The organism is Nocardia takedensis NBRC 100417 (assembly GCF_000308695.1).
Classification (GTDB): domain Bacteria; phylum Actinomycetota; class Actinomycetes; order Mycobacteriales; family Mycobacteriaceae; genus Nocardia; species Nocardia takedensis.
In genome coordinates this window covers 18,908-39,621 of sequence record NZ_BAGG01000003.1, presented here as the reverse complement: position 1 = coordinate 39,621, position 20,714 = coordinate 18,908, and the positions used below count along the sequence as shown (strand labels likewise).

Annotated in this window: 16 protein-coding genes and 1 tRNA gene; 11 read left to right on the top strand and 6 right to left on the bottom strand. The window is 70.0% G+C overall.

The genetic code is table 11. The features are described 5' to 3' along the window. Positions 1–650: 650 nt before the first annotated feature. The 5 genes from ON30_RS01430 to ON30_RS01410 all read left to right on the top strand — a co-directional run bounded on the left by ON30_RS01430 (position 651) and on the right by ON30_RS01410 (position 3,717). A complete protein-coding gene (locus tag ON30_RS01430; RefSeq protein ID WP_157183573.1) occupies positions 651–1,361 on the top strand; it encodes a DUF8017 domain-containing protein in 711 nt (236 codons plus the stop codon). Positions 1,362–1,421: 60 nt separating this feature from the next. Further along, positions 1,422–1,495: transfer RNA gene (locus ON30_RS01425), tRNA-Pro, on the top strand. Between the two features lie 132 nt (positions 1,496–1,627). Continuing rightward, positions 1,628–2,176: a flavoprotein gene (locus ON30_RS01420; RefSeq protein ID WP_040703533.1), complete on the top strand. Its 549-nt coding sequence runs from the start codon at positions 1,628–1,630 to the stop codon at positions 2,174–2,176. Positions 2,177–2,365: 189 nt separating this feature from the next. Next, on the top strand, positions 2,366–3,508 hold the full coding sequence (locus ON30_RS01415) for a helix-turn-helix domain-containing protein (protein WP_083911075.1): 1,143 nt from the start codon (positions 2,366–2,368) through the stop codon (positions 3,506–3,508). After that, positions 3,505–3,717 (top strand): hypothetical protein, encoded by a 213-nt coding sequence (locus ON30_RS01410; RefSeq protein WP_040703531.1) that lies wholly within the window; start codon positions 3,505–3,507, stop codon positions 3,715–3,717. Before ON30_RS01415 ends, ON30_RS01410 begins: the two co-directional genes overlap by 4 nt. A 79-nt stretch (positions 3,718–3,796) precedes the next feature. Here the strand turns inward: ON30_RS01410 and ON30_RS01405 are convergent, their stop codons facing one another. Next, positions 3,797–4,084 (bottom strand): hypothetical protein, encoded by a 288-nt coding sequence (locus tag ON30_RS01405; protein ID WP_040703530.1) that lies wholly within the window; start codon positions 4,082–4,084, stop codon positions 3,797–3,799. Between the two features lie 258 nt (positions 4,085–4,342). Between ON30_RS01405 and ON30_RS01400 the strand changes: the two genes are divergently transcribed. Genes ON30_RS01400 through atzF form a run of 3 tightly spaced genes read left to right on the top strand, consistent with a single transcriptional unit; the run spans position 4,343 to position 10,410 of the window. After that, a complete protein-coding gene (locus ON30_RS01400; protein ID WP_040703529.1) occupies positions 4,343–5,050 on the top strand; it encodes a GntR family transcriptional regulator in 708 nt (235 codons plus the stop codon). 8 nt (positions 5,051–5,058) lie between these two features. After that, positions 5,059–8,679: an urea carboxylase gene (gene uca, locus ON30_RS01395; protein WP_040703528.1), complete on the top strand. Its 3,621-nt coding sequence runs from the start codon at positions 5,059–5,061 to the stop codon at positions 8,677–8,679. Continuing rightward, entirely contained in the window at positions 8,680–10,410 is a 1,731-nt protein-coding gene (gene atzF, locus ON30_RS01390) for an allophanate hydrolase (RefSeq protein WP_040703527.1), read from the top strand. A gap of 24 nt (positions 10,411–10,434) precedes the next feature. On the opposite strand, the gene ON30_RS01385 is transcribed toward atzF, so the two are convergent. After that, positions 10,435–10,965: a MarR family winged helix-turn-helix transcriptional regulator gene (locus tag ON30_RS01385; protein WP_051028810.1), complete on the bottom strand. Its 531-nt coding sequence runs from the start codon at positions 10,963–10,965 to the stop codon at positions 10,435–10,437. 174 nt (positions 10,966–11,139) lie between these two features. On the opposite strand from ON30_RS01385, the gene ON30_RS01380 reads away from it, so the two are divergent. Continuing rightward, complete coding sequence (locus tag ON30_RS01380; protein ID WP_085999253.1) at positions 11,140–13,116, top strand: MMPL family transporter; 1,977 nt, start codon at positions 11,140–11,142, stop codon at positions 13,114–13,116. A 729-nt stretch (positions 13,117–13,845) separates the two neighbouring features. Here the strand turns inward: ON30_RS01380 and ON30_RS01375 are convergent. The 3 genes from ON30_RS01375 to ON30_RS01365 all read right to left on the bottom strand — a co-directional run bounded on the left by ON30_RS01375 (position 13,846) and on the right by ON30_RS01365 (position 16,871). After that, positions 13,846–14,229 (bottom strand): Fur family transcriptional regulator, encoded by a 384-nt coding sequence (locus ON30_RS01375; RefSeq protein ID WP_373282470.1) that lies wholly within the window; start codon positions 14,227–14,229, stop codon positions 13,846–13,848. 153 nt (positions 14,230–14,382) lie between these two features. Next, positions 14,383–15,372, bottom strand: coding sequence for a tetratricopeptide repeat protein (locus ON30_RS01370; RefSeq protein WP_040703523.1), 990 nt, complete (start codon positions 15,370–15,372; stop codon positions 14,383–14,385). Continuing rightward, on the bottom strand, positions 15,369–16,871 hold the full coding sequence (locus ON30_RS01365) for an ATP-binding protein (RefSeq protein ID WP_040703520.1): 1,503 nt from the start codon (positions 16,869–16,871) through the stop codon (positions 15,369–15,371). Before ON30_RS01365 ends, ON30_RS01370 begins: the two co-directional genes overlap by 4 nt. A gap of 118 nt (positions 16,872–16,989) precedes the next feature. Here ON30_RS01365 and ON30_RS01360 point away from each other — a divergent pair, with 118 nt between their 5' ends. Further along, on the top strand, positions 16,990–18,246 hold the full coding sequence (locus ON30_RS01360) for an APC family permease (protein WP_040703561.1): 1,257 nt from the start codon (positions 16,990–16,992) through the stop codon (positions 18,244–18,246). A 36-nt stretch (positions 18,247–18,282) separates the two neighbouring features. Continuing rightward, a complete protein-coding gene (locus ON30_RS01355; RefSeq protein ID WP_040703518.1) occupies positions 18,283–19,632 on the top strand; it encodes a serine hydrolase domain-containing protein in 1,350 nt (449 codons plus the stop codon). Between the two features lie 47 nt (positions 19,633–19,679). Here the strand turns inward: ON30_RS01355 and ON30_RS01350 are convergent, their stop codons facing one another. Then, positions 19,680–20,714 (bottom strand): aspartate-semialdehyde dehydrogenase, encoded by a 1,035-nt coding sequence (locus ON30_RS01350; RefSeq protein ID WP_040703515.1) that lies wholly within the window; start codon positions 20,712–20,714, stop codon positions 19,680–19,682.

The following is a 20,714-nucleotide window of genomic DNA, read 5'->3' as shown; positions in this document are numbered from 1 at the left end:
AAACTCCGGGGGGTGTCGGGGTGTTCGGCGGGCCGGTGCCCGTCGGTTCCGCCCCGGATGCTCCGGCGTTCGGTGATACCGCGCGGGCGACAGGTGAGCCGGATTCGGCGGTCCCGGAGTTCTCGGGGGACGCGCCGTTCGCGATGTCCGATTCGGGGAGTCCTGTCGAAAGACCCCTTGACGGGGGGTCCGAGGCGTCGTCGCCTCCACTCGAGACGTCTTTCACGCCGCGTCCGCCCGAAGCGTCCTCCACACCGCCTCCGTACGAAGCGTCCATCACAGCGCCTCCCCCCGAGACGTCCACCCCGCTGCCCCCGCCGGACGCGTCCTTCGCGCGACAGCAAGCCCCTGCCTCGTTCCCACCACCGCGGCAACCGACCGTCGGTGCGACACCGCGGTACCCAGCGCCGGAGGCAGCCCGGCGATCTCCGGTGCTGCCACCACCGCACTTCTCCTCGATGTCCCCGACACCGGCGCGGTCTTCGGTCCCCTCATCGCCGCAGCACCCGATATTCGCCGCTCCACAGCAGCAGACATCCGGTGCGGGACCGCTGGGCCGGCCGTTCGGTGCGGGACCTTTCTCGCCGCAGTCGAGCGCCCCGGCTTTCGGGCCGTCGCTCGCGCCGCGGGGTGGCAACGCGAAGGTGTGGTTGGGTGCGGGTGTGGCGGCGTGCGTCCTGGTGACCGGTGCGGTGATCGCGGTCGGCGGTGAGCGCGGAGCCGACGCCGCCGCCCACGATTCGGACCCGTCGATGGTGAGCGCGCTGTCGGTGTCCGAGCGTCCGCTCGCGCCGAAGGCGCCGCGCGTCGTGAGCACCGAGACCCCGGTGGTGCCCGGTTATCAGGTCGTGGTCGCGCCCGACAGCGAGGCCGCCTACGACGTGCCCGCCGACTGGGTGGTGGCCGATCCGATGCGATCCGGCGGCTTCGGCACCCCGCCGAACGCGGTGCGCGGCAAGGGCTACGCGACGGAAGGCGAGGACTACTGCCCCGGCTCCACCCGCACCGTGTCCTTCCTCACGGGTGCCGATGCCGCCGATTCCGCCACCGCCGCAACACAACTCGGCCTCCGAATCGCCAAGGTCGCGTACTCCAACTCCCCCGGCGGCGGCACCCCGGGCCCACCCCAACCCCTCGATTCCCTCGACGGCAACCAGCGCGGCGTATTCGTGGAAACCACCGGCACCATCGTCGATCCCCGACCGGGCTGCGCCACCCGCTACTCCATCTACACCTACGCCACCCCCACCGACTCGGGGAACTTCGTCATGGTGATCGCCGCCGACACCGGCGTCCCCAACGCCGTCGACCCCGACACCGCGCGCCGCATCTTCACCAGCATCCGCCCCCACCAACCATGACTGACCTGCCAATTTAACGTCCAGCCCCACCCTGTTGTAAGCTTTTGCACGTTCACTTCACGGGGTGTGGCGCAGCTTGGTAGCGCGCTTCGTTCGGGACGAAGAGGTCGCAGGTTCAAATCCTGTCACCCCGACGTGTTGGTTGAGACACAGAAAGAGGCCCTGACCAGTATGGCTGGTCAGGGCCTCTTTCGCGTCGGACACCGAAGCACTCCTTCGCGCGGCGGGTCGGAATCACCCCCTGATCCACGGTTAGGCTCCCGAGAATGAACAACAGAGCGCCCGTCCTGTATGCGATCGTGACCGGCGCACGGGTCGCTGAAAGTGTTGGGAAACTGGTGGATTTGGCGCAAGCTGATGGTTGGGACGTGTGCGTGATCGCGTCACCCAACGGTCGTCGGTTCGTCGACGCCGATGCGCTTGCCGTGAAGACTGGCCACCCAGTGCGCAGCGAGTACAAGCACCCGGACGCCCCGGATGTGCTTCCGCCCGCTCAGGGGATCATCGTCGCACCGATCACCTCCAACTCTCTCGCGAAATGGGCGGCGGGCATCTCCGACACCTTGCCGCTCGGCTTACTGGTCGAGGCTGTCGGTCTGGGTCTGCCCATCGTGGCGGTCCCTTTCACCAATCGAGCCTTGATCAGTTTTCCACCAGTGCAGGACGCGATTCACAAGCTCTCGCAGTGGGGTGTGACCATGCTGACCGAAGACACGCCTCACGAACCCAGGAGCGGCGGAGACTACGCCGATCGGTTCCCGTGGTCGGCAGCGTGGCAAGCCCTGCTCGACCATCCGCGCTCCGCTCATCCCTGATCTGTTCGGCCGGTCCATCGACACGCCGGTTCCATCGAGGTGAAGCGTCACAGTTGAGGACCGCTTTGAGCTGTCCCTGGACGCCCGTTCTTCATGTCACGGCCCACGCCCTGGTAGGCGGGCTCAGCGAGTGCGCAGTACCGGCGTAGTTGGTGCGTCGTGCGTGCGAAATGTGCGAGAATCGCACATATGGCGGAGATCGACGCACGGATGCTCGGCGAGCGGATCAGGGACGCGCGTAAGCGTGCGGATATCAGCCAGGAGGATCTCGGGCGGGCGGTGGGGTTGGAGCGGACCGTCGTGAACAAGATCGAGGGCGGCATTCGCAAGGTCACGGCGCTGGAGTTGTCCGATATCGCCGACGCGATCGGCGTGCGGATGACGACGTTCTTCGAAGAGCCGACTCCGGCATTGGTCTCGCATCGGTCGAGTGAAGGACTGGATACCGCGGAGTCGCAGATCGATTCGCTGTTGGCGAAGCTGGCGGGTGAGGTGGAGTTCCTGGCTTCGTTCGGTAGGAACGGGCTGCGCTTGGACGGTCTCGACGCGGTCGCCGACGCACAGATCAGTGCGCCCGGAACCAATGCCGCGGCCGAGAGTCTCGCGTGCGCGACCCGCCGTTTGATGGGGTTCGACCCAGGAGAACCCATTCACCGACTCGTGGATGGTGTCGCACGACTAGGACTTCTCGCTTTCTCCCGCGACATCGGCAAGGACACCGCCGACGCCGGGACGATTCTGTTGCGTCGTGGTGGAGTCAGCCTGGTCAACAGTCACATGAAAGTCGGAAGCAGACGGCTGTCGCTGGCACACGAGCTCGGGCACTATCTGATCGCCGAAGACTACACCGTCGACTGGCGGGTTTACGCACATTCCGACAGCGCCGACCCGATAAAATCCCGCATCGATCGATTCGCTCGGGCGCTCTTGTTACCGGACGCGGCGGTCAGCGAGCAGTGGCGGACGCTGGCCGCTTCCTCCGGAGAGCGCGGCGCGGCAGTGCAATTGGCGAGTAGATTCCGGGTCGACATGGCCACGCTCGCCAGACGCTTGAAAGAGCTGGGTGTGGCCGACGGTGAGACGGTGGTCGCGATCCGCGATTACCGTACGACGCAGACGGACATCGTCGAATTGAATCTGAACGTTCCCCTCGAGGAGATGGCCGGAACGACTGTTCCGCGACCGTTCGCGCTCGCGGTCGTCGGACTCGTGCGTGACGAGCGGATCAGCCGCGAACGTGCCCTGGACCTGCTCCAAGGCACGTTCGACGACAACGATCTACCGCCGATTCGCGGGCGACGACCCGATGAGATCTGGAAGTTCGTTTCGTGACGGTCCCGGCCGGCGCCCTGGTGTTCGACACCGGGCCACTTCGGCATTTCTCGGTGCAAGGTTGGCTGGGCGTCCTCCGCTTTCTGGCGGGCGAACGACCGGTCTATTTTCCCGACAGCGTCGAAGGCGAATACTTCCTGCCGTTCTCGGCGGGCGGGTTCCGACAGCATGTCCTGGAGAACGGCCTGCTCGACTACGACGAGATGTGACGAACCGCTGAAGCACTGTGTGAAGTCTCGTCGGACTACTCCTGTGCACGCGTCAGGTCCGAGTCCGCGGGAGGGCTGGTCAGTCGGTGGGGTAGCCGGCGGCTCGGAGGGCTCGGGAGGCGGCGGCTTTGCGGGGGCAGCGGTCGGTTTGGCAGGGGTGGTGGCGGCGGAGGGCTTGGCGGGCCTCGAATAGGGTGAAGGGGCGGTCGGGGGCTTCGTGGGGCCGGCCGGCGGGCCACATGTCGTGGACGTGCTCGTCGGCGGCGGGGGCGGCGTGCGAGGGTAGGGGCCACCAGACCGATCCGACGATGACGGCGAGCAGTCCGGAGACCAGCGCGAGCAGTGCGACGAGTACGAACAGGTCCATGGCCACCTCCGGCGGGCGTTCCGCGGCGCACCGCTTCGCGGGTCGCGGTGTTGCCTGTCGGAGAAGTGTGCGCGCGTTGTTCGACAAGAATCGGTGAACTCGATGACATGTCGGCGGGCGTGCGGCGAATTCTGGGTAACGTGGTGACCGGAAACCGCTGTTCCCGGTGTCGGCGGCGGTGTGCCGGTGAGCAGAGTATTACGACGAGCTAACCTGCCGTCATCTGCTGGAAACGCGCGCTCCATAGCGTATACACGTATGTCGACACGGGTGGCCACACTGGCCGATGCTGCGGGACGGCCTTTGCGCGACGTCGTGTACACGACGTTGCGGGCCGAATTGATGAATGGTGACATCAAATTCGGCGAGCGCCTGACCGAACCGAAACTCTCCGCGCGCTTCGGTATTTCGCGTACTCCGATCCGCGAGGCGCTGACGGTGTTGTGTTCGGATGGTCTGCTGAAACGCGAGGAATACGGGTTCAGTCCGGTGCGGCCGAGCATCCCGCTGATCCGCGACCTCTACGAGCTGCGGATCACGTTGGAACTGGGCGGGATCCAGCGGGCCATCGACAATCCCTCGGTGACCCACGATCACGCGCTGTTGACCGCCGAGCGGGCGAGTTGGTTGGCGTTGCAGGCCGATCCGCCCGCGCAGGAGCCGGGTTTCGTGGTGCGGGACGAGGAATTCCACGTCACGTTGCTGACGGCGGCGGGGAACGCGGAATTGGTGCGGTCGTTGCAATCGGTGAATTCGCGGATCCGCCATGTCCGTATGTACGACTTCATGGTCAACAACCGGATCGAGACGACGATCACCGAACATCTCGGAATTCTGGACGCGGTGCTGGCCGATGATCTGCGGTCGGCGTACCGACTGTTGCACACCCATATCGGGGAATCGTTGGATGTCGTGCTCGATCGCGTGACGCGGGCGATCACGGCGATGTCGTTGGCGACCGAGTAGGGACGGCGATGGATTTCGATACCGTCCTGGTCGCGAACCGGGGTGAGATCGCCTGTCGGATTCTGCGGTCGGCGCGCGAGCTGGGGTTGAAGACGGTCGCGGTGTATTCGGCGGCGGACGCGGGCGCGGCGCACGTGGAGTTCGCCGATGTCGCGGTGGCGGTGGGGCCGAGCGCGGCGGCGGAGTCGTATCTGCGCGCGGATCGGGTGATCGAGGCGGCGCTGTCGAGCGGGGCGGGCGCGATCCATCCGGGCTACGGGTTCCTTTCGGAGAACGCCGAGTTCGCGACGGCGGTGGCGGCAGCGGGGATCGCGTTCGTCGGCCCGACGCCGGAGCAGTTGCGGATCTTCGGTGACAAGCACACCGCGCGGGCGGCGGCCGCGGCGGCCGGTGTGCCGCTGATCCCGGGCAGTGACCTGCTGACTTCGGCGGATCACGCGGTGGCGGAGGCGGAGCGCATCGGGTTCCCGGTGATGGTGAAGGCGGTCGGCGGCGGGGGCGGCATCGGGATGCGCGCCTGCGCGGACGCGGAGGCGGTCCGCGCGGCGTATCTGGCGGTGCGACGCCTGGCGTCGACCAATTTCTCCTCCGACGGGGTGTTCCTGGAGCGTTTCGTGGCTCGGGCCAGGCATGTCGAGGTGCAGTTGTTCGGGGACGGGGCGGGCCGGGTGGTGAGTCTGGGCACCCGGGACTGTTCGTTGCAGCGTCGCCATCAGAAGGTGGTGGAGGAGGCGCCCGCGCCGGGGTTGAGCGCGGAGTTGACCGATCGGTTGACCGCGACGTCGCGGGAGTTGGCGCGGTCGGTGGACTACCGGTCGGCGGGCACGGTCGAGTTCGTCTACGACGCGGAGCGGGACGCGGCGTCGTTCTTGGAGGTGAACACGCGATTGCAGGTGGAGCATCCGGTGACCGAGGCGGTGACCGGTGTCGACCTGGTGGCGTGGATGTTGCGCCTGGCGGGCGGTGACGGCGCGATGCTGGACGGGATGGCCGAGTCCGGTCCGCCGATCGTCGGCAGCGCGGTGGAGGCTCGCGTGTACGCGGAGGACCCGGCGGCCGATCACCGGCCCAGCGCGGGCACGATCACGGCGGCGGAGTTCCCCGATGACGTGCGCGTGGACACGTGGGTGCGCGCGGGGACCGAGGTCAGTCCCCACTACGACCCGATGCTGGCGAAGGTGATCGCCGCGAACGCCACGCGGGAGGCGGCGTTCGCGGATCTGGGGTCGGCTCTGTCGCGCACGGCCGTGCACGGCGTGCGCACCAATCTGGCGCAACTGCGCGCGGCGGTCCTGGACCCGACCGTGCTGGCCGGACAGCATTCGACGACGACTCTGGCCGGTATCGATCCGGTCGAACCCCGCGTGGACGTGCTGCGCGGCGGCACGATGACGACCGTGCAGGACCATCCGGGCCGGATCGGGTTGTGGCGGGTGGGGATTCCGCCGTCGGGGCCCATGGACGACCTGTCGTTCCGGCTGGCCAACACGGCGGTCGGCAACGCGGGATCGGCGGCGGCGTTGGAGTGCACGTTGCAGGGGCCGGCGCTGCGGTTCTCGGTCGACGCGGTGGTCTGTGTGACCGGCGCGCCCGCCCCGGTGCTGGTGGACGGCGACGCGGTCCGCATGTGGGAACCGGTGGCGGTGTCGGCGGGGTCGGTGCTCGATATCGGCGCGCCCGCGGACGCGGGGTTGCGCACCTACTTGGCGGTGCGCGGCGGGTTCGCCGTTCCCCGGTACCACGGCAGTGCGGCGACGTTCACCCTCGGCGGTTTCGGCGGGGTCGCCGGGCGGGCGCTGGCCAGTGGCGACGTCCTCGATCTCGGGTCGGCGGCTCCCGGGCAGCCGGGGGCGGTCGCGCGGACGAGTCGGCCGGAGTTCGGGCACGAGTGGGAACTCGCCGTCGGGGTGGGCCCGCAGACCGCGCCCGCCTATTTCACCGACGCCGACATGGACCAGTTCTACGCCCATCCGTGGCGGGTGGGCACGCACGCCAACCGGACCGGCATCCGCCTGGAGGGTCCGAAGCCGACGTGGTCGCGCGATGACGGCGGCGACGCGGGACTGCATCCGTCGAACCTGCACGACAATCCGTACAGCGTCGGGTCGCTCAACGTCTCCGGGGACACGCCGATCCTGCTGGGGCCCGACGGCCCGAGTCTGGGCGGGTTCGCCTGCCCGCTGACCGTGGTCTCGGCGCACCGCTGGAAGTTGGGTCAGCTGCGTCCGGGTGACACGGTGCGATTCGTGCCGGTCACGGACGCGGAGGCCGATCGGCTGCGCGGTTCGGACACCAGGGCGCGCGCGTCCGTGGCGAGCGCGGTGGGGCGCGCCGATCCGCGCACCCGGGACGCGGAGGTCGACCGCGGTGTGCTCGGCGGGGTCGAGGCGGGCGCGGACCGCCCGCGCGTGGTGTATCTGCGCGGCGGTGACGACAACATCCTGGTCGAATACGGCGACATGGTGCTCGATCTCGGGTTGCGGATGCGGGTGCACGCGCTGGCCGAGGCCCTGGCGGACGCCGGTCCGGCCGGGATCGTCGACGTCACCCCGGGTGTGCGGTCCTTGCACATCCACTTCGATCCCGACGTACTCCCGCAACGTCGACTGCTCGGCGTGTTGGCCGAGTTGGAGGCGGATCTGCCCGCGGGCAACGATCTGGTCGTGCCCAGTCGCACGATCCGGTTGCCGCTGTCGTTCGACGATCCGTCCATCGCCGAGGCGATCGACCGCTACCGCAGCGGCGTGCGCGACACCGCGCCGTGGCTGCCCTCCAACACCGAGTTCATCCGCCGCGTGAACGGACTCGACAGTGTGGACGAGGTCCGCGCGGCGGTCTTCGACGCCGAATATCTGGTCCTGGGCCTCGGCGACGTCTACTTGGGCGCGCCGCTGGCGGTGCCGTTGGATCCGCGGCACCGGTTGGTGACCACCAAATACAACCCCGCGCGCACCTGGACGCCCGCCGACGCGGTCGGCATCGGCGGCAAATACCTGTGCGTGTACGGGATGGCCTCCCCCGGCGGTTACCAGTTGATCGGGCGGACCGTCCCGATCTGGTCCAGCCACCGGCAGACCGCGCCGTTCGAGCCGGGCACCCCGTGGTTGTTCCGCTACTTCGACCGCATCGTCTGGGAGCCGGTCACCCCGGAGGAACTGCTCGAACACCGCGCCGCGGCGAAGGCGGGCCGTTTCGAGGCCGAGGTGGTCGCGGGCAATTTCGCGCTGGCCGATCACCGGCGCGTGCTCGCCGAGAACGCCGAGGCCATCGCCGCGTTCGAGTCCGCGCAGGCCGCGGCCTTCGAGGCCGAGAAGCGGGCGTGGCGGGCGGCGGGCGAATTCGAGCGCGACGCCGTCGCGGCGCCGGTCGCGGCGGTGGTCGACGATCCGCTGGCGGGTCTGCCCGCCGACGCGACCGTGGTGACCGCGCCGATGATCGGCAATGTGTGGCGGGTGGAGATCGTGGAGGGTCAGCGACTCGACGCGGGCGCTCCGGTCGCCGTTCTGGAAGCCATGAAGTTGGAACTGCCGGTGCACAGCCCGGGCACCGGCACCGTTCTGAAAGTCCTCGCCACCCCGGGGGCGAAGGTGGAACCGGGAACCCCGCTAGCAGTGATCGGAGTCGACTGAATGACCACAGGCGTCCTGGACAACACCGAGGTGCACGAATCTCCCACCGAACGGGTCGCGGCCGCGTTCCGGCGTATCGCCGAGGTGGACCGCCCCGAGGTGTGGATAACCCTGCGGCCTCGCGAGGAGGTCGTCGCGGACGCCGCCGCGGTCGAAGCCCGACTGGCCGCGGGTGAGTCGCTGCCGTTGGCGGGCGCGCTGCTCGCGGTGAAGGACAACATCGATGTGGCGGGTCTGCCGACCACGGCGGCCTGCCCGGAGTTCGCCTACGACGCCGCGGTGACGGCGGTCGCGGTGCGGCGGTTGGTGGCGGCGGGCGCGATCGTGCTCGGCAAGACGAATCTGGACCAGTTCGCGACCGGTCTGGTCGGCACCCGCAGCCCGTACGGGGCGGTGCGCAACGCGCTGGACCCGGAGCTCGTCTCGGGCGGGTCGAGTTCTGGGTCGGCGGTGGCGGTGGCGCTGGGCATCGCCGACATCGGGATCGGGACGGATACCGCGGGTTCGGGCCGGGTGCCCGCGGCGCTGCACGGGATCGTCGGGGTGAAGGCGAGTCTGGGGATCATTCCGGCCCACGGCGTCGTCCCGGCCTGCGCCGACTACGACGCGGTGACGGTGTTCGCCGCCGATCTCCCGGCGGCGGTGGCGGCGGCGCGGCTGATGGCCGGTCCGGACGCGGGTGATCCGCGCAGCCGGACCTGGCCCGCCGACGTCGCCTTGGCCGCGCCCGCCACGCCCAGACTGGCGGTGCCGCGCGCGGCGGATCTGGCGGTCTTGTCGCCCGAGTACCGGGCCGCGTTCGCGGCGACCGTGGCGGGGTTGGGCGAGGCGGGCATCGAGACGACCGAGATCGACGTGTCGGGTCTGTTGGCGGCGGCGCTGCTGCTCTACGACGGCTCGGTGGTGGCCGAGCGGTTCGCGGCGGTCGGGGAGTTCCTGGCGGCCGATCCCGCGAGCGCCGACCCGACGGTCGCGGCCATCATCGCGGCGGCCGGTCGCACCACCGGTCCCGGATTCGCCGCCGACCTCGACACGCTGGCCCGCGCGAAGGCGGCGGCGGTGGCGCTGTTGGCAGACGTAGACGGCCTGCTGCTGCCGACCACGACCGAACATCCGTCGATCGCGGCCGTGGCCGCCGACCCGATCGGGATCAATCGGCGCATGGGCACCTACACGAATTTCTGCAACCTGCTGGACATGGCCGCGGTGGCGGTGCCGGGCAGTCCGACCGCGAGCGGCGCGCCGTTCGGCGTGATGGTGGTGACGCCCGCGTTCGGCGATCAGGTCGCGGTGGACATCGCCGCGCGTATCGTCGGTGTCGAGTCGCCCGCCTTCGTCGCCGAGGGGGTGGAGTTGGCGGTGTTCGGCGCGCATCTGCGCGGGCAACCGCTGCACTGGCAACTCGAACGGATCGGCGCGCGCTTCGCCGGCGAGATCACCACCTCCGACGCCTATCGGCTCACCGCGCTGGACACCGTGCCCGCCAAGCCCGGTCTGGTGCGGCACGGGACGGGGCTGGGCGCGCCGATCCTGGGCGAGTTGTTCCGGGTCTCGCGCGCCGGGCTCGGGCAGTTCCTCGCCGAGCTGCCCCCGCCGATGGCTTTGGCGAGCATCGACCTGGCCGACGGACGCGCGGTGGTCGGGTTCGCCTGTTCGTTCGACGCGGCGAGCGCGGCGACCGACATCACCGCCTTCGGCGGGTGGAAGGCGTATCTCCAGCGGCAGAACTGAGCCGGCCCAGCCCCTCGGGATCGGCTAGTCCTCGGACTCCGGTGCCGGGGGGCGGCCCAGCGCCGCGAAGTGTTCGCCGAGCGCCGCGATGACGGCGGTGAGCACCCGGTGGGTGACGTCGAGGTCGTCGTCGGAGAATTCCGCCATGGCGGCGCGGGTGCGCCGGCCGAGCGGGACGAAGAAGTCCTCGGCGGCGGCCCGGCCGGATTCGTCGTGGTGGATCAGGACGCGGCGGCGGTCGTTGCGGTCGCCGTCGCGGCGCAGGTGGCCGGAGTCGATCATGCGCTCGACCAGGTAGGTGACGGCGGCCGAGGACATCCCCATGAGTTTGCCGAGCTGCCCCGGGGTGAGGGGGCTCTCGGCGTGCTCGGCGGTGGCGACGTGGAGCAGGGCGCGGAAATCGTTGGGGCGCAGGTTGTTCGAGCGGGCGAAGACGTGGCCGAGCTGGTCCGAGATCGCCGTGAGGGCCCGTAGGTCGGACCCGATCGCGGTTTCCAGCGCGCCACGAGCGGTTCCTTCGTTCGCGTGTCGCGCCGGGGTGTCGCTGTCGGTCACCCGGTCAGCCTAACGCCGTATCGGCCCCGAACCGTCATGTTCTCTCTGTTGTTTAATAGTTAAGATTATGAGAGAGTTCGCCGCGTGGGAATCTGGGATCGATACGCCGCCGCCGTGACCGCCCGCCTGTCCTGGGTGTTCCTGCTGATACTGCTCGCCCTGGCCGCGGGGCTGATGGCGGGTATCGGCGAGAACGACACCGCAGGTCAAGCACCGAATTCACTACCCGACGCGGCCGAATCGGCCCGGGTGGTCGAAGCCCGCGAACAGTTCACCGACGCGGGTTCGGCGTCCGCGATCGTCGTCGTCACCCGGGCCGACGGCGGCCCGATCCAGGACGCGGACCGCGCCGCCGCCGCCGAAGTGCTCACCCGGGCGGCCACCGCGAGTCAGGACCCCGTCGGCGGACCACCCGGAGTGCTCATCCCGTCGCAGGACGGCGAAGCCCTGCTCGGGCAGGTCCCCATCTCGGCCGACCTGAACGGCACCGCGCTCACCGAGCGCGTCGACGCCATCCGATCCGCCGCCGCGGCGGACACCCCCGACACCTTGCGCGTGCAGATCACCGGCGGCCCGGCCTTCGGGGCCGATATCGCCGACTCGTTCTCGGGCGCCAACACCACCCTGCTCGCCGTGACCGCCTTGGTCGTGGCCGTCCTGCTCATCCTGACCTACCGCTCCCCGGTGCTGTGGTTGGTCCCGCTGCTGGTCATCGGCATCGCGGACCGGTTGGCGACCACCGTCGGCACCGGGATCGCCCGGCTGACCGACCTGAGCTTCGACGGATCGACCTCGGGCATCACCAGCGTGCTCGTCTTCGGCGCGGGCACAAACTACGCGCTGCTGTTGGTCTCGCGGTACCGCGACGAACTGCACCGCCACGACGACCACCGCGCCGCGCTGCGGGAAGCGGTGCGCCGCGCCGGCCCGGCCATCCTGGCCAGCAACCTCACGGTCGTCGCCGCGCTGCTCGTGCTGGTGCTCGCCTCGGTGCCCAGCACCCGCAGCCTCGGCGTGCTCGCGGCCGCGGGTCTGCTGGTGGCGCTGATCTTCGTGCTCGTCGGCCTGCCCGCCGCGCTGGCGCTGTGCGGACGCAATATCTTCTGGCCGTTCGTCCCGCGCCCCGACGACCGCGACACCACCGAAACAGGTCTCTGGCACACCATCGCCACCCGCGTGGTGGCCAGGCCGGTCGCCGTCGTGGTCGCCGCGACCGCCCTGCTCGCGCTCTTCGCCGCCGGACTGTTCACCGTCGACGTCGGCCTCACCCAGACCGAACAGTTCCGGGTGCGCGCCGAATCGGTCGAGGGCTTCGACACCCTGGCCGAACACTTCCCCTCCGGGTCCTCGGACCCGGCGACGGTGATCGCCGACGCGCAGGCGGCCCCGCGCGTGGAATCCGCGCTGACCGGCGTGGACGGCGTCATCCGGGCGACCCCCACCGGCACCTCCCCCACCGGGCTGGCGCGCTGGTCGGTGGTCATCGACGCCGATCCCGCCTCCGACCGCGCCTTCGAGATCATCGAGAACCTGCGCGGCGCCCTGGCCGAGATCCCCGACGCCGACGCCATCGTGGGCGGCAGCGACGCCGAGGAATACGACGTCCGCGAAGCCGCCGCACGCGACCGCGCGGTCATCATCCCGCTGATCCTGGCCGTGGTCGCCGTCATCCTGCTCGCGCTGCTGCGCGCGGTCCCGGCGGCGGTGCTGCTGGTCGGGGTGACGGTGTTCAGCGCGGTCGCGGCGCTCGGGCTGGGCAGTTGGCTGAGCACCCACGTCTTCGGGTTCCCCGGCATCGACACCAGCGTTCCGCTGTTCGCGTTCCTGTTCCTGGTGGCCCTCGGCGTCGACTACACGATCTTCCTGGTCACCAGGGCCCGTGAGGAGACGCCCGGTCACGGGACCACCGGCGGGATCGTGCGGGCAGTGTCCGCGACCGGCGCGGTCATCACCAGCGCGGGCATCGTGCTGGCGGCGGTGTTCTGCGTGCTCGGCGTGCTGCCGCTGATCACCTTGACGCAGTTGGGCATCGTGGTCGGCATCGGCATCCTGCTCGACACCTTCGTGGTGCGCACGGTCATCATCCCGGCGCTGTTCAGCCTGATCGGCCCGAAGGTGTGGTGGCCCAGCGCGCTGACGAAGGCCGAGTGAGTCAGCCGACGGCGATTCGAACGGGAACCGGACCGGTCATGGGACCGGCCCGGTGAATCCGGAGTGGGGTCGACGACATACACCGATGGTTACCGGTCGCAGCGATGGCGCCCCGATCGCCCGTCAGCTCCCGGAAGTGCCTAGTCATGCGTGCCCGATGACGCCGACGGTCGGATCGATCACCCCTCGTGGACCGATCCGACCGGCGTCATCCCGCGCCCCGACTTGTCACCCCTCGTGGACAAGTCGCGCCGCGTTCCCCACCCGGCCCTTCGACTGGCTCTCCCCCTTCCCCCGGTTACCGGCAGTGGTCGAACGTCCCGAGTGCCGCTCGACCCACCTTGTGCGGGTAGCTCGCGGCGATCTCGTCACCCGAGTTGCCGATCATCCGTCCCTCCTGAGTGCTCGGTGTTATCGGATTGCTCCGCTGTCGAGATACACAATGCGATGGGGGGCTTGCTGCGCACTTAAAAAGACCTTGGAGCACAGAACACGCTGGTGACGGCCATTTCGCCCCGCCCGCCCGCCATTGGGGCGATGATGTAGTCAGTGCGCCAAGAAGATTGGAGCGACGATGGAAACCGTGGTGGTCTTCGTGCTGGCCTGCCTGTTGTATTGGTGGGGCCTGCTCTGAGATTCGACTGATCCCGGGCCGGTCGTCTCCGCGACCGGCCCCGACTACCACTCCGGCCCGCTCGCTCGGGCCGGCTTCGCGCGGTCGGCGCCCGCTCAGGCGGTGACGGCGGCCGCGCGGCACTCGCCGCAACGGCCCCAGAACACGACCTCGGCCTCATCGACGCTGAAGCCGTGATCGTCGCCGGGCTCGAGGCACGGCATCGCGCCGACCACGCAGTCCACGTCCACCACCGCGCCGCAACCGCGGCAGACCAGGTGGTGGTGGTTGTCCCCGGTGCGGGTCTCGTAGAGGGCCGAGGAACCGGCGGGTTCGATGCGCCGCAGGATGCCCGCGTTCACGCACGCGCGCAGCACGTCGTAGACGGCCTGCGTGGACACCGAACCGAGGTCCGTGCGGACGGCCGCCGCGACCCGATCGGCATCGGAATGCGGCCGTTCCGCGACAGCGTGCAGCACGGCGAGGCGGGGTGCGGTCACCCGCAGTCCCGCCGCTCGCAGCCACTCGCGTGGCCCACCGTCGCTGTACACATCAACGATGGTCCCAGTTCCTCGGACCCGGTCAAGAAAACGGTGGTCGGATGTGAGGTTGTCGACAGCGGTCCGGTTCCGCTCTCACCGGGTCGGTGTCGCTCATCTCGGCGCGGCGGGGGTGGGCGACAGCGAGATCCGCGGGACCAGGACGCCGGTGGGGAACTCGCGCTGCGGCGGCACGTAGGGCCGTCGACTCTCCCAGTTCATGTACTGCGTCATGATCGCGGGGATCGCGGGCGTCCGGGAGGTCCGGTGGTCGTGACTCGCCGATTCCGGCCCGCCGTCGAGCAGCGCCGCGCCCAAGCAGATCACCAGCAGGACCCCGGCCGCGATCAACCGCATCTGCCCGGCCGACAGCCCGCCCGAGTGCGGGGTGGGCGCGTCCAACCCGTGCCCGCGCCGGATCTCCGACAGTTGCGCCCTGACCTTCGGCGCCCGGGTGTGATCGGCCCGCGCGACCTCGTTCAACCGCCGCATCGCGGTGGCCCGGCGACCCGCGGCCAGATCGATCAACGCCATCTCGTGCAGCGCGTCCACGTTGTCGGGGTCAAGCGCCAGCACCCGGTGTACCGCCGCCTGGGCGTCGACCAAACGCTCCGGGGCGGTGAACCCGCAGCGCAGCACGGCGGCGTGCAACAGGTGCAGATCCACGTTGTCCGGGTCCAGTTCCAGCCCGCGCAGCGTGCTGCGCAGCCCGCGCGCCGGATCGACGTCGGCGGTGACCACGCCGAGGATGCGGTGGTTCTCGGCGTTGTCGGCGTCGAGTTCGACGCAGCGTTCCGCGGCGTGGATCGCCTGCGCGCGCAGCGCCGCGCCCCGCCTGCCCGGCCCCGCCGCCTCGGCGAGTTGCATATGCGCCAAAGCCAGTAGTCGCCACGGGAACTCGAAATCCGGAGACACCCGCAGCGCGTTCCCGCACGCCTGCACCGTGCCCGCGTAATCCGTGCCCGCGTAGCGGCACAGCGCGAGGTAGGCCAGCGCGTCGGGAGCCTCCGGGTCACCCGCCAGCACCTCGCCCAGCAGTTTCGTCGCCGCGTCGAAACGGCCGAGATCGATCAGCAGCGCGGCCTTCTCGACCTTCCCGTTCACCGCTTCATGCGCTTCATGTACAGCGCGAGTTCGTCGTAGCTGCCGTCGCCGTTGGCGAATTCCACCACGTTGCGGGCGGATTCGAACCACGCGCCCGCACTAGGCCGCACCTGCGCCAACGCCCGCAGCAGATCGTCCATCGTGACCGGGCGCACGGTGCCGGTGCGCAGCGAGTCGGCCATCGCGAGTTGGGTGGCCGAGGTGCACACGTGCGCCAGGTCGGCGCCCGAGAACCCTTCCGTGCGCCCCACCAGCGCACCGAGATCCACGCCCGCGACCGGCCGATCGCGCAGGTGGTAGTGCAGGATCGACGCGCGGGCCGCCGGATCGGGCAGGCCCACCAGGATCATCCGGTCGAAACGGCCCGGACGCCGCAGCGCCACGTCCACATCCCACGGATGATTGGTCGCCCCGAGGATGTAGACGCCCTCGTTGTCGCCCGACACCGAATCCATCTCGTTGAGCAGCTGATTCACCACATTGCGCATACTCGACGAGCCCGACATCTGACTGCGCTTGTGGCCCAGCGCGTCCACCTCGTCGAAGAACAGCACGCACGGGGCGTTGCGGCGGGCCACCTCGAAGATGTTGTGCAGGTTGCGTTCGCTCGCGCCGATGTAGATGTCGAGGATGTCGGCGATCTCGATCGGGTAGAAGTTCGCGCCCAACTCCCCCGCCACCGCCGAAGCCAGGAAGGTCTTGCCGCAGCCGGGCGGGCCGTAGAGCAGCAGGCCGCCGCGCGCCGACGTCCCGAAAGCCTTGGCCAGTTCGGGATTGCGCAGCGGGCCCAACAGTCCGAGATCGATCTGCCGCTTCACCTCGTCCATCCCGCCGACGTCGGCGAGAGTCACCTTCGACTTCGAGAACAACCCGGCATCGCCCGCTACGACGAACTCACCCGGCTCGCGATCCACGAACGCGGGCGCGATGATGTCGGCGACCTCGTCCTCGGCGGCCTTCCAGTCGTAGCCTTCCGGACGCCGCGCGGGCTCGCCGGCCTGCGGATTCGCCGCGTCGGCGTTCGCTTGGTCCCGCTCGGAACGGCCGGACGAATACTCGCCCCGCCCTGCGGAATCCGGTTCCGATCGGCTCGCGGCGGCGTGCTCGTCCGTCTCGGCGGCTCGGCCCACGGGGGGCGCGGCATCGGGAGTCGCGGCGGCGGTGTCACCGGAAACAGCAGCTCGGCCCACGGGGGGCGCGGCATCAGGAGTCGCGGCACCGGCGTCACCGGAAACGGGGGCTCGGCCCGCGGTGGGCGCGGCGCCCGGGGCGACGGCGGCGGGTGCGCCCGACGCGAGGGCGGCCGTGCAGTGCTGGAGCAGTTCCAGCACCCGGGTCTCGCCGGGTTGCTGGGTGAGTGCGAGACCGCAATGTCCGAGGGCGTCGGCGTAGCGGCCGCGTTCGGCGAGCAGTTCGATCACACGTACGCGCAGCGGCAGCACCTCGGGACTGCGCGCGAGCGCGGCGAGCATTTCGGCCAGTACTGGATCATCGTTCATGACGCCCCCCGGGGTTCTTCCTACGAAATCTCCATGATCGTAAGCGGGAACACCGACGGTGGCACGGATCACCCCGAGCCGCCGGGAACTGGTCGACGGGGTGCAGCAGGATGCAGGGGTGACCACGCACAGCGCACTACCGCGCAGGCTCGGCCTCACCGATTCGGTGGTGATCGGGCTGGCCTCGATGATCGGGGCGGGCGTCTTCGTCGCGTTCGCCTCGGCGGCCGCGGCGGCGGGTGACCTGCTGCCCGTCGCGTTGGCGATCGCGGCGTTGCTGGCCTACTGCAACGCGACGTCCACGGCCCGATTGGCCGCGCGGTACCCGGTTTCCGGCGGCGCCTACGTCTACGGGCGGGAACGGCTGGGCGCGTTCTGGGGATATCTCGCGGGCTGGGGATTCACGGTCGGCAAGACGGCGTCCTGCGCCGCGATGGCCTTGACCATCGGCGCGTACGCCTGGCCCGAGCACGCCCGCGTGGTGGCGGTGGCCGCAGTCGTGGCGATCACCGCGATCGACTACACCGGAATCCAGAAATCGGCCCTGGTGACGCGGGTCCTGGTGGCGGCGGTCCTCGCGGTGCTGGCCGCCGTGGTAGTGGTCGGGTTGAGCGGTGACGACGACGCGGCGCGTGCCGTTCTCGATCCCGGCGGCCCGAAAGGCGTACTGGAGGCGGCCGGTCTGCTGTTCTTCGCCTTCGCCGGTTACGCGCGACTGGCGACGCTCGGCGAGGAGGTGCGCGACCCGCGCCGCACCATCCCGCGCGCGATCATGGTCAGCCTCGGCCTCTGCCTGACCGTCTACGCGCTGGTCGCCGCGGCGGCGTTGCGCACCCTCGGCGCGGGTGGACTCGCCGCGAGCGTCGACCCGCTGGCCGCGCTGGTGACCGCCGCGGGTGCGCCCTGGCTCGCCCCGGTGGTCCGCGTCGGCGCGGCCTTGGCGGCGGCGGGCGCGTTGCTCGGCCTGCTGCTCGGCGTCTCGCGGATGGTGTTCGCGATGGCCCGCGACCGGCACGTCCCGGCGGCGCTGGGCGCGGTGCATCCGCGCTTCGGCGTCCCGCACCGGGCCGGTCTGGTGGTGGGCGCGGTGGTGGGGGTCCTCGCGGCGACCACGGATCTGCGTGCGGCCATCGGCTTCTCGTCGTTCACCGTGCTGACCTACTACCTGATCGCGAACATCGCGGCGAGCACCCTCGACGAACCCCGGTCGCGGCTCGCGCGGGCCGTGCCGTACCTGGGCGCGGTCGGCTGTGTGGTCGTGGGCTTCGCGCTGCCGCTCGAGTCGGTCCTGGTCGGGCTCACCGTGTTGGCCGTCGGCGCGGTCTGGTTCGTGGTGCGGCGCCGCCACGGTCCCGCCGCGACCCGCCGGGAATGACTGGTCGGGCGACCACCTGCGCGCTAATCTTCAGCGATGGGGCGAATCCGGGGTTTCGTGGTGCGAATCGCGGCGGTGGCGCTGGTGGCGGGGAGCGTGGGCACGGGGGTCGCCCAGGCCGCGCCCACGGACGGCGGCGTGCGCTGCGCGGTGTCCTCCGGGCGCGAATTCGCGCGCGCCACACCCGAACAGGCCGGGTTCGATTCCGAACTACTCGACGAAGCCTTGCGGTTCGCGAGCACCCGCAACCGACTCAACGTGCAGGTGTTCCGCGACAACTGCCTGGTCGGCGAAGGGCCGACCAACGCGGCGACCGGCGACGTGGCGTGGAATATCTGGAGCGCCACCAAGAGTGTGGTGTCGGTGCTCGTCGGCATGGCCTGGGACAGGGGCCTGCTCGACCTCGACGCGCCGATCGACCGCTACCTCCCGCCGGGGCTCGGTGACGCCGCGCACCGCTCGATCACCGTGGAGAACCTGCTCACCGAGACCTCCGGCATGAAGGTTGGCGTGCTGACCGAAGGCATCACCGGGGTCATCCCGCTCGATCCCAACAGCGCGGTGCAGGCGCTCGGTGTGCCGCTGGACAATCCGCCCGGCACCGCGTTCAGCTACAGCCAGCGCACCGTCGACCTGCTCGCCTACGTCCTGGAGATCGCCCTCGGCGAACCGCTGCAACAGTTCGCCCAGCGCGAGTTGTTCGACCCGCTCGGCATTCCACGCTCCGACTACTACTGGGCGCGTGACCGTTCCGGCAACACCTACGGCTACGCGCACCTGATGATCCCGCCCAACGACTTCGCCAAACTCGGCTTGCTGGTCGCCGACGACGGGCGCTGGGGTGAGCGGCGCATCGTCTCGCGCGCCTACCTCGACGCCGCGCGCAGTCCGTCGCGGACGAATCCCTGCTACGGCTACCTGTTCTGGCTCGGCCCCGGCTGCGCGGAAACGGCGGGTTTCCTTCCGCCGGACGTGTATTCGATGGCCGGGCTCGGCATGCAGAACGTATTCGTCATCCCGAGTCTCGACCTGACGGTGGTGTGGACGGGCGCGTACGGCAACGTCAGCCGCTACGGACCGACCGGCGTCATCCAGAACACCGCCGAACTGCCCTGGGAATTCTTCCGCAGGCTGTTCGCCGCCATGCACGACAGCCCGGTGCCCGATCCTGGGCCCTATGTGGAACCGCCGCTGCGCACCGATCCGGGGCGGTTCATCGACACGAACATCCTGGTCGCGGTGTTCGGCATCGGCCCGAGCGCCTATCCGGGCTGCACCGTGGTGAGCTGCCTGAACTATCCGCTGGCCCCGCCCTTCGCCGACACCGCGCCGGGTTGCGCGATCCTGGCCTGTCTCGGCCCGGACGCGCCGGGCATCCGCCGCTGACGGAAACGGGCCCCGGGAGATTCCCGGAGCCCGTCACCCGATGTCGATCAGCGTTCGCTGAGCAGGACTTCGGCGATCTGGATGGTGTTGAGCGCCGCGCCCTTGCGCAGATTGTCACCGGAGACGAACAGCGCCAGGCCGCGTCCCTCCGGAGCGCCCGGATCCTGACGGATGCGGCCGACCAGCGATTCGTCCGCGCCCGCCGCCTGCAACGGCGTCGGCACGTCGACCAGTCGCACGCCGGGCGCGCCGCCGAGAATCTGCTTGGCCCGCTCGACCGAGATCGGGTCGGCGAATTCCGCGTTGATCGACAGCGAGTGCCCGGTGAACACCGGGACGCGCACACAGGTGCCGCTGACCAGCAGGTCCGGCAGGCCGAGGATCTTGCGACTCTCGTTGCGCAGCTTCTGGTCCTCGTCGGTCTCGAAGCTGCCGTCGTCCACGATCGCGCCCGCCAGCGGGATGACGTCGAAGGCGATCGGCGCGACGTACTTGTTCGGCGCGGGGAAGGTGACCGCGCCGCCGTCGTGCACCAACTTCTCGGCGTCGTCCACCACCGCGCGCACCTGCGAGGCAAGTTCCTCGACGCCGGCCAGGCCGCTGCCGGAGACCGCCTGGTAGCTGGAGACGACGAGCCTGCGCAGCCCGGCCGCGTCGTGCAGCGGCTTGAGCACCGGCATGGCCGCCATCGTGGTGCAGTTCGGGTTGGCGATGATGCCCTTGACCAGATTCCTGGTCTGCTCGGGGTTGACCTCCGAGACGACCAGCGGGACTTCGGGATCCTTGCGCCAAGCCGAGGAGTTGTCGATCACCGTGACGCCGGCGGCCGCGAAACGCGGCGCCTGCACGCGCGACATGGTCGCGCCCGCGGAGAACAACGCGATGTCCAGGCCCGACGGATCGGCGGTCTCGGTGTCCTCCACGACGATCTCGCCGCCGCGCCACGGCAACGTCTTGCCCGCCGAACGCGCCGAGGCGAAGAAGCGCACCTCGTCGGCCGGGAAGTCGCGCTCCTCGAGCAACTTGCGCATGACGGCGCCGACCTGGCCGGTCGCGCCGACGACTCCTACGCGGATACCCAT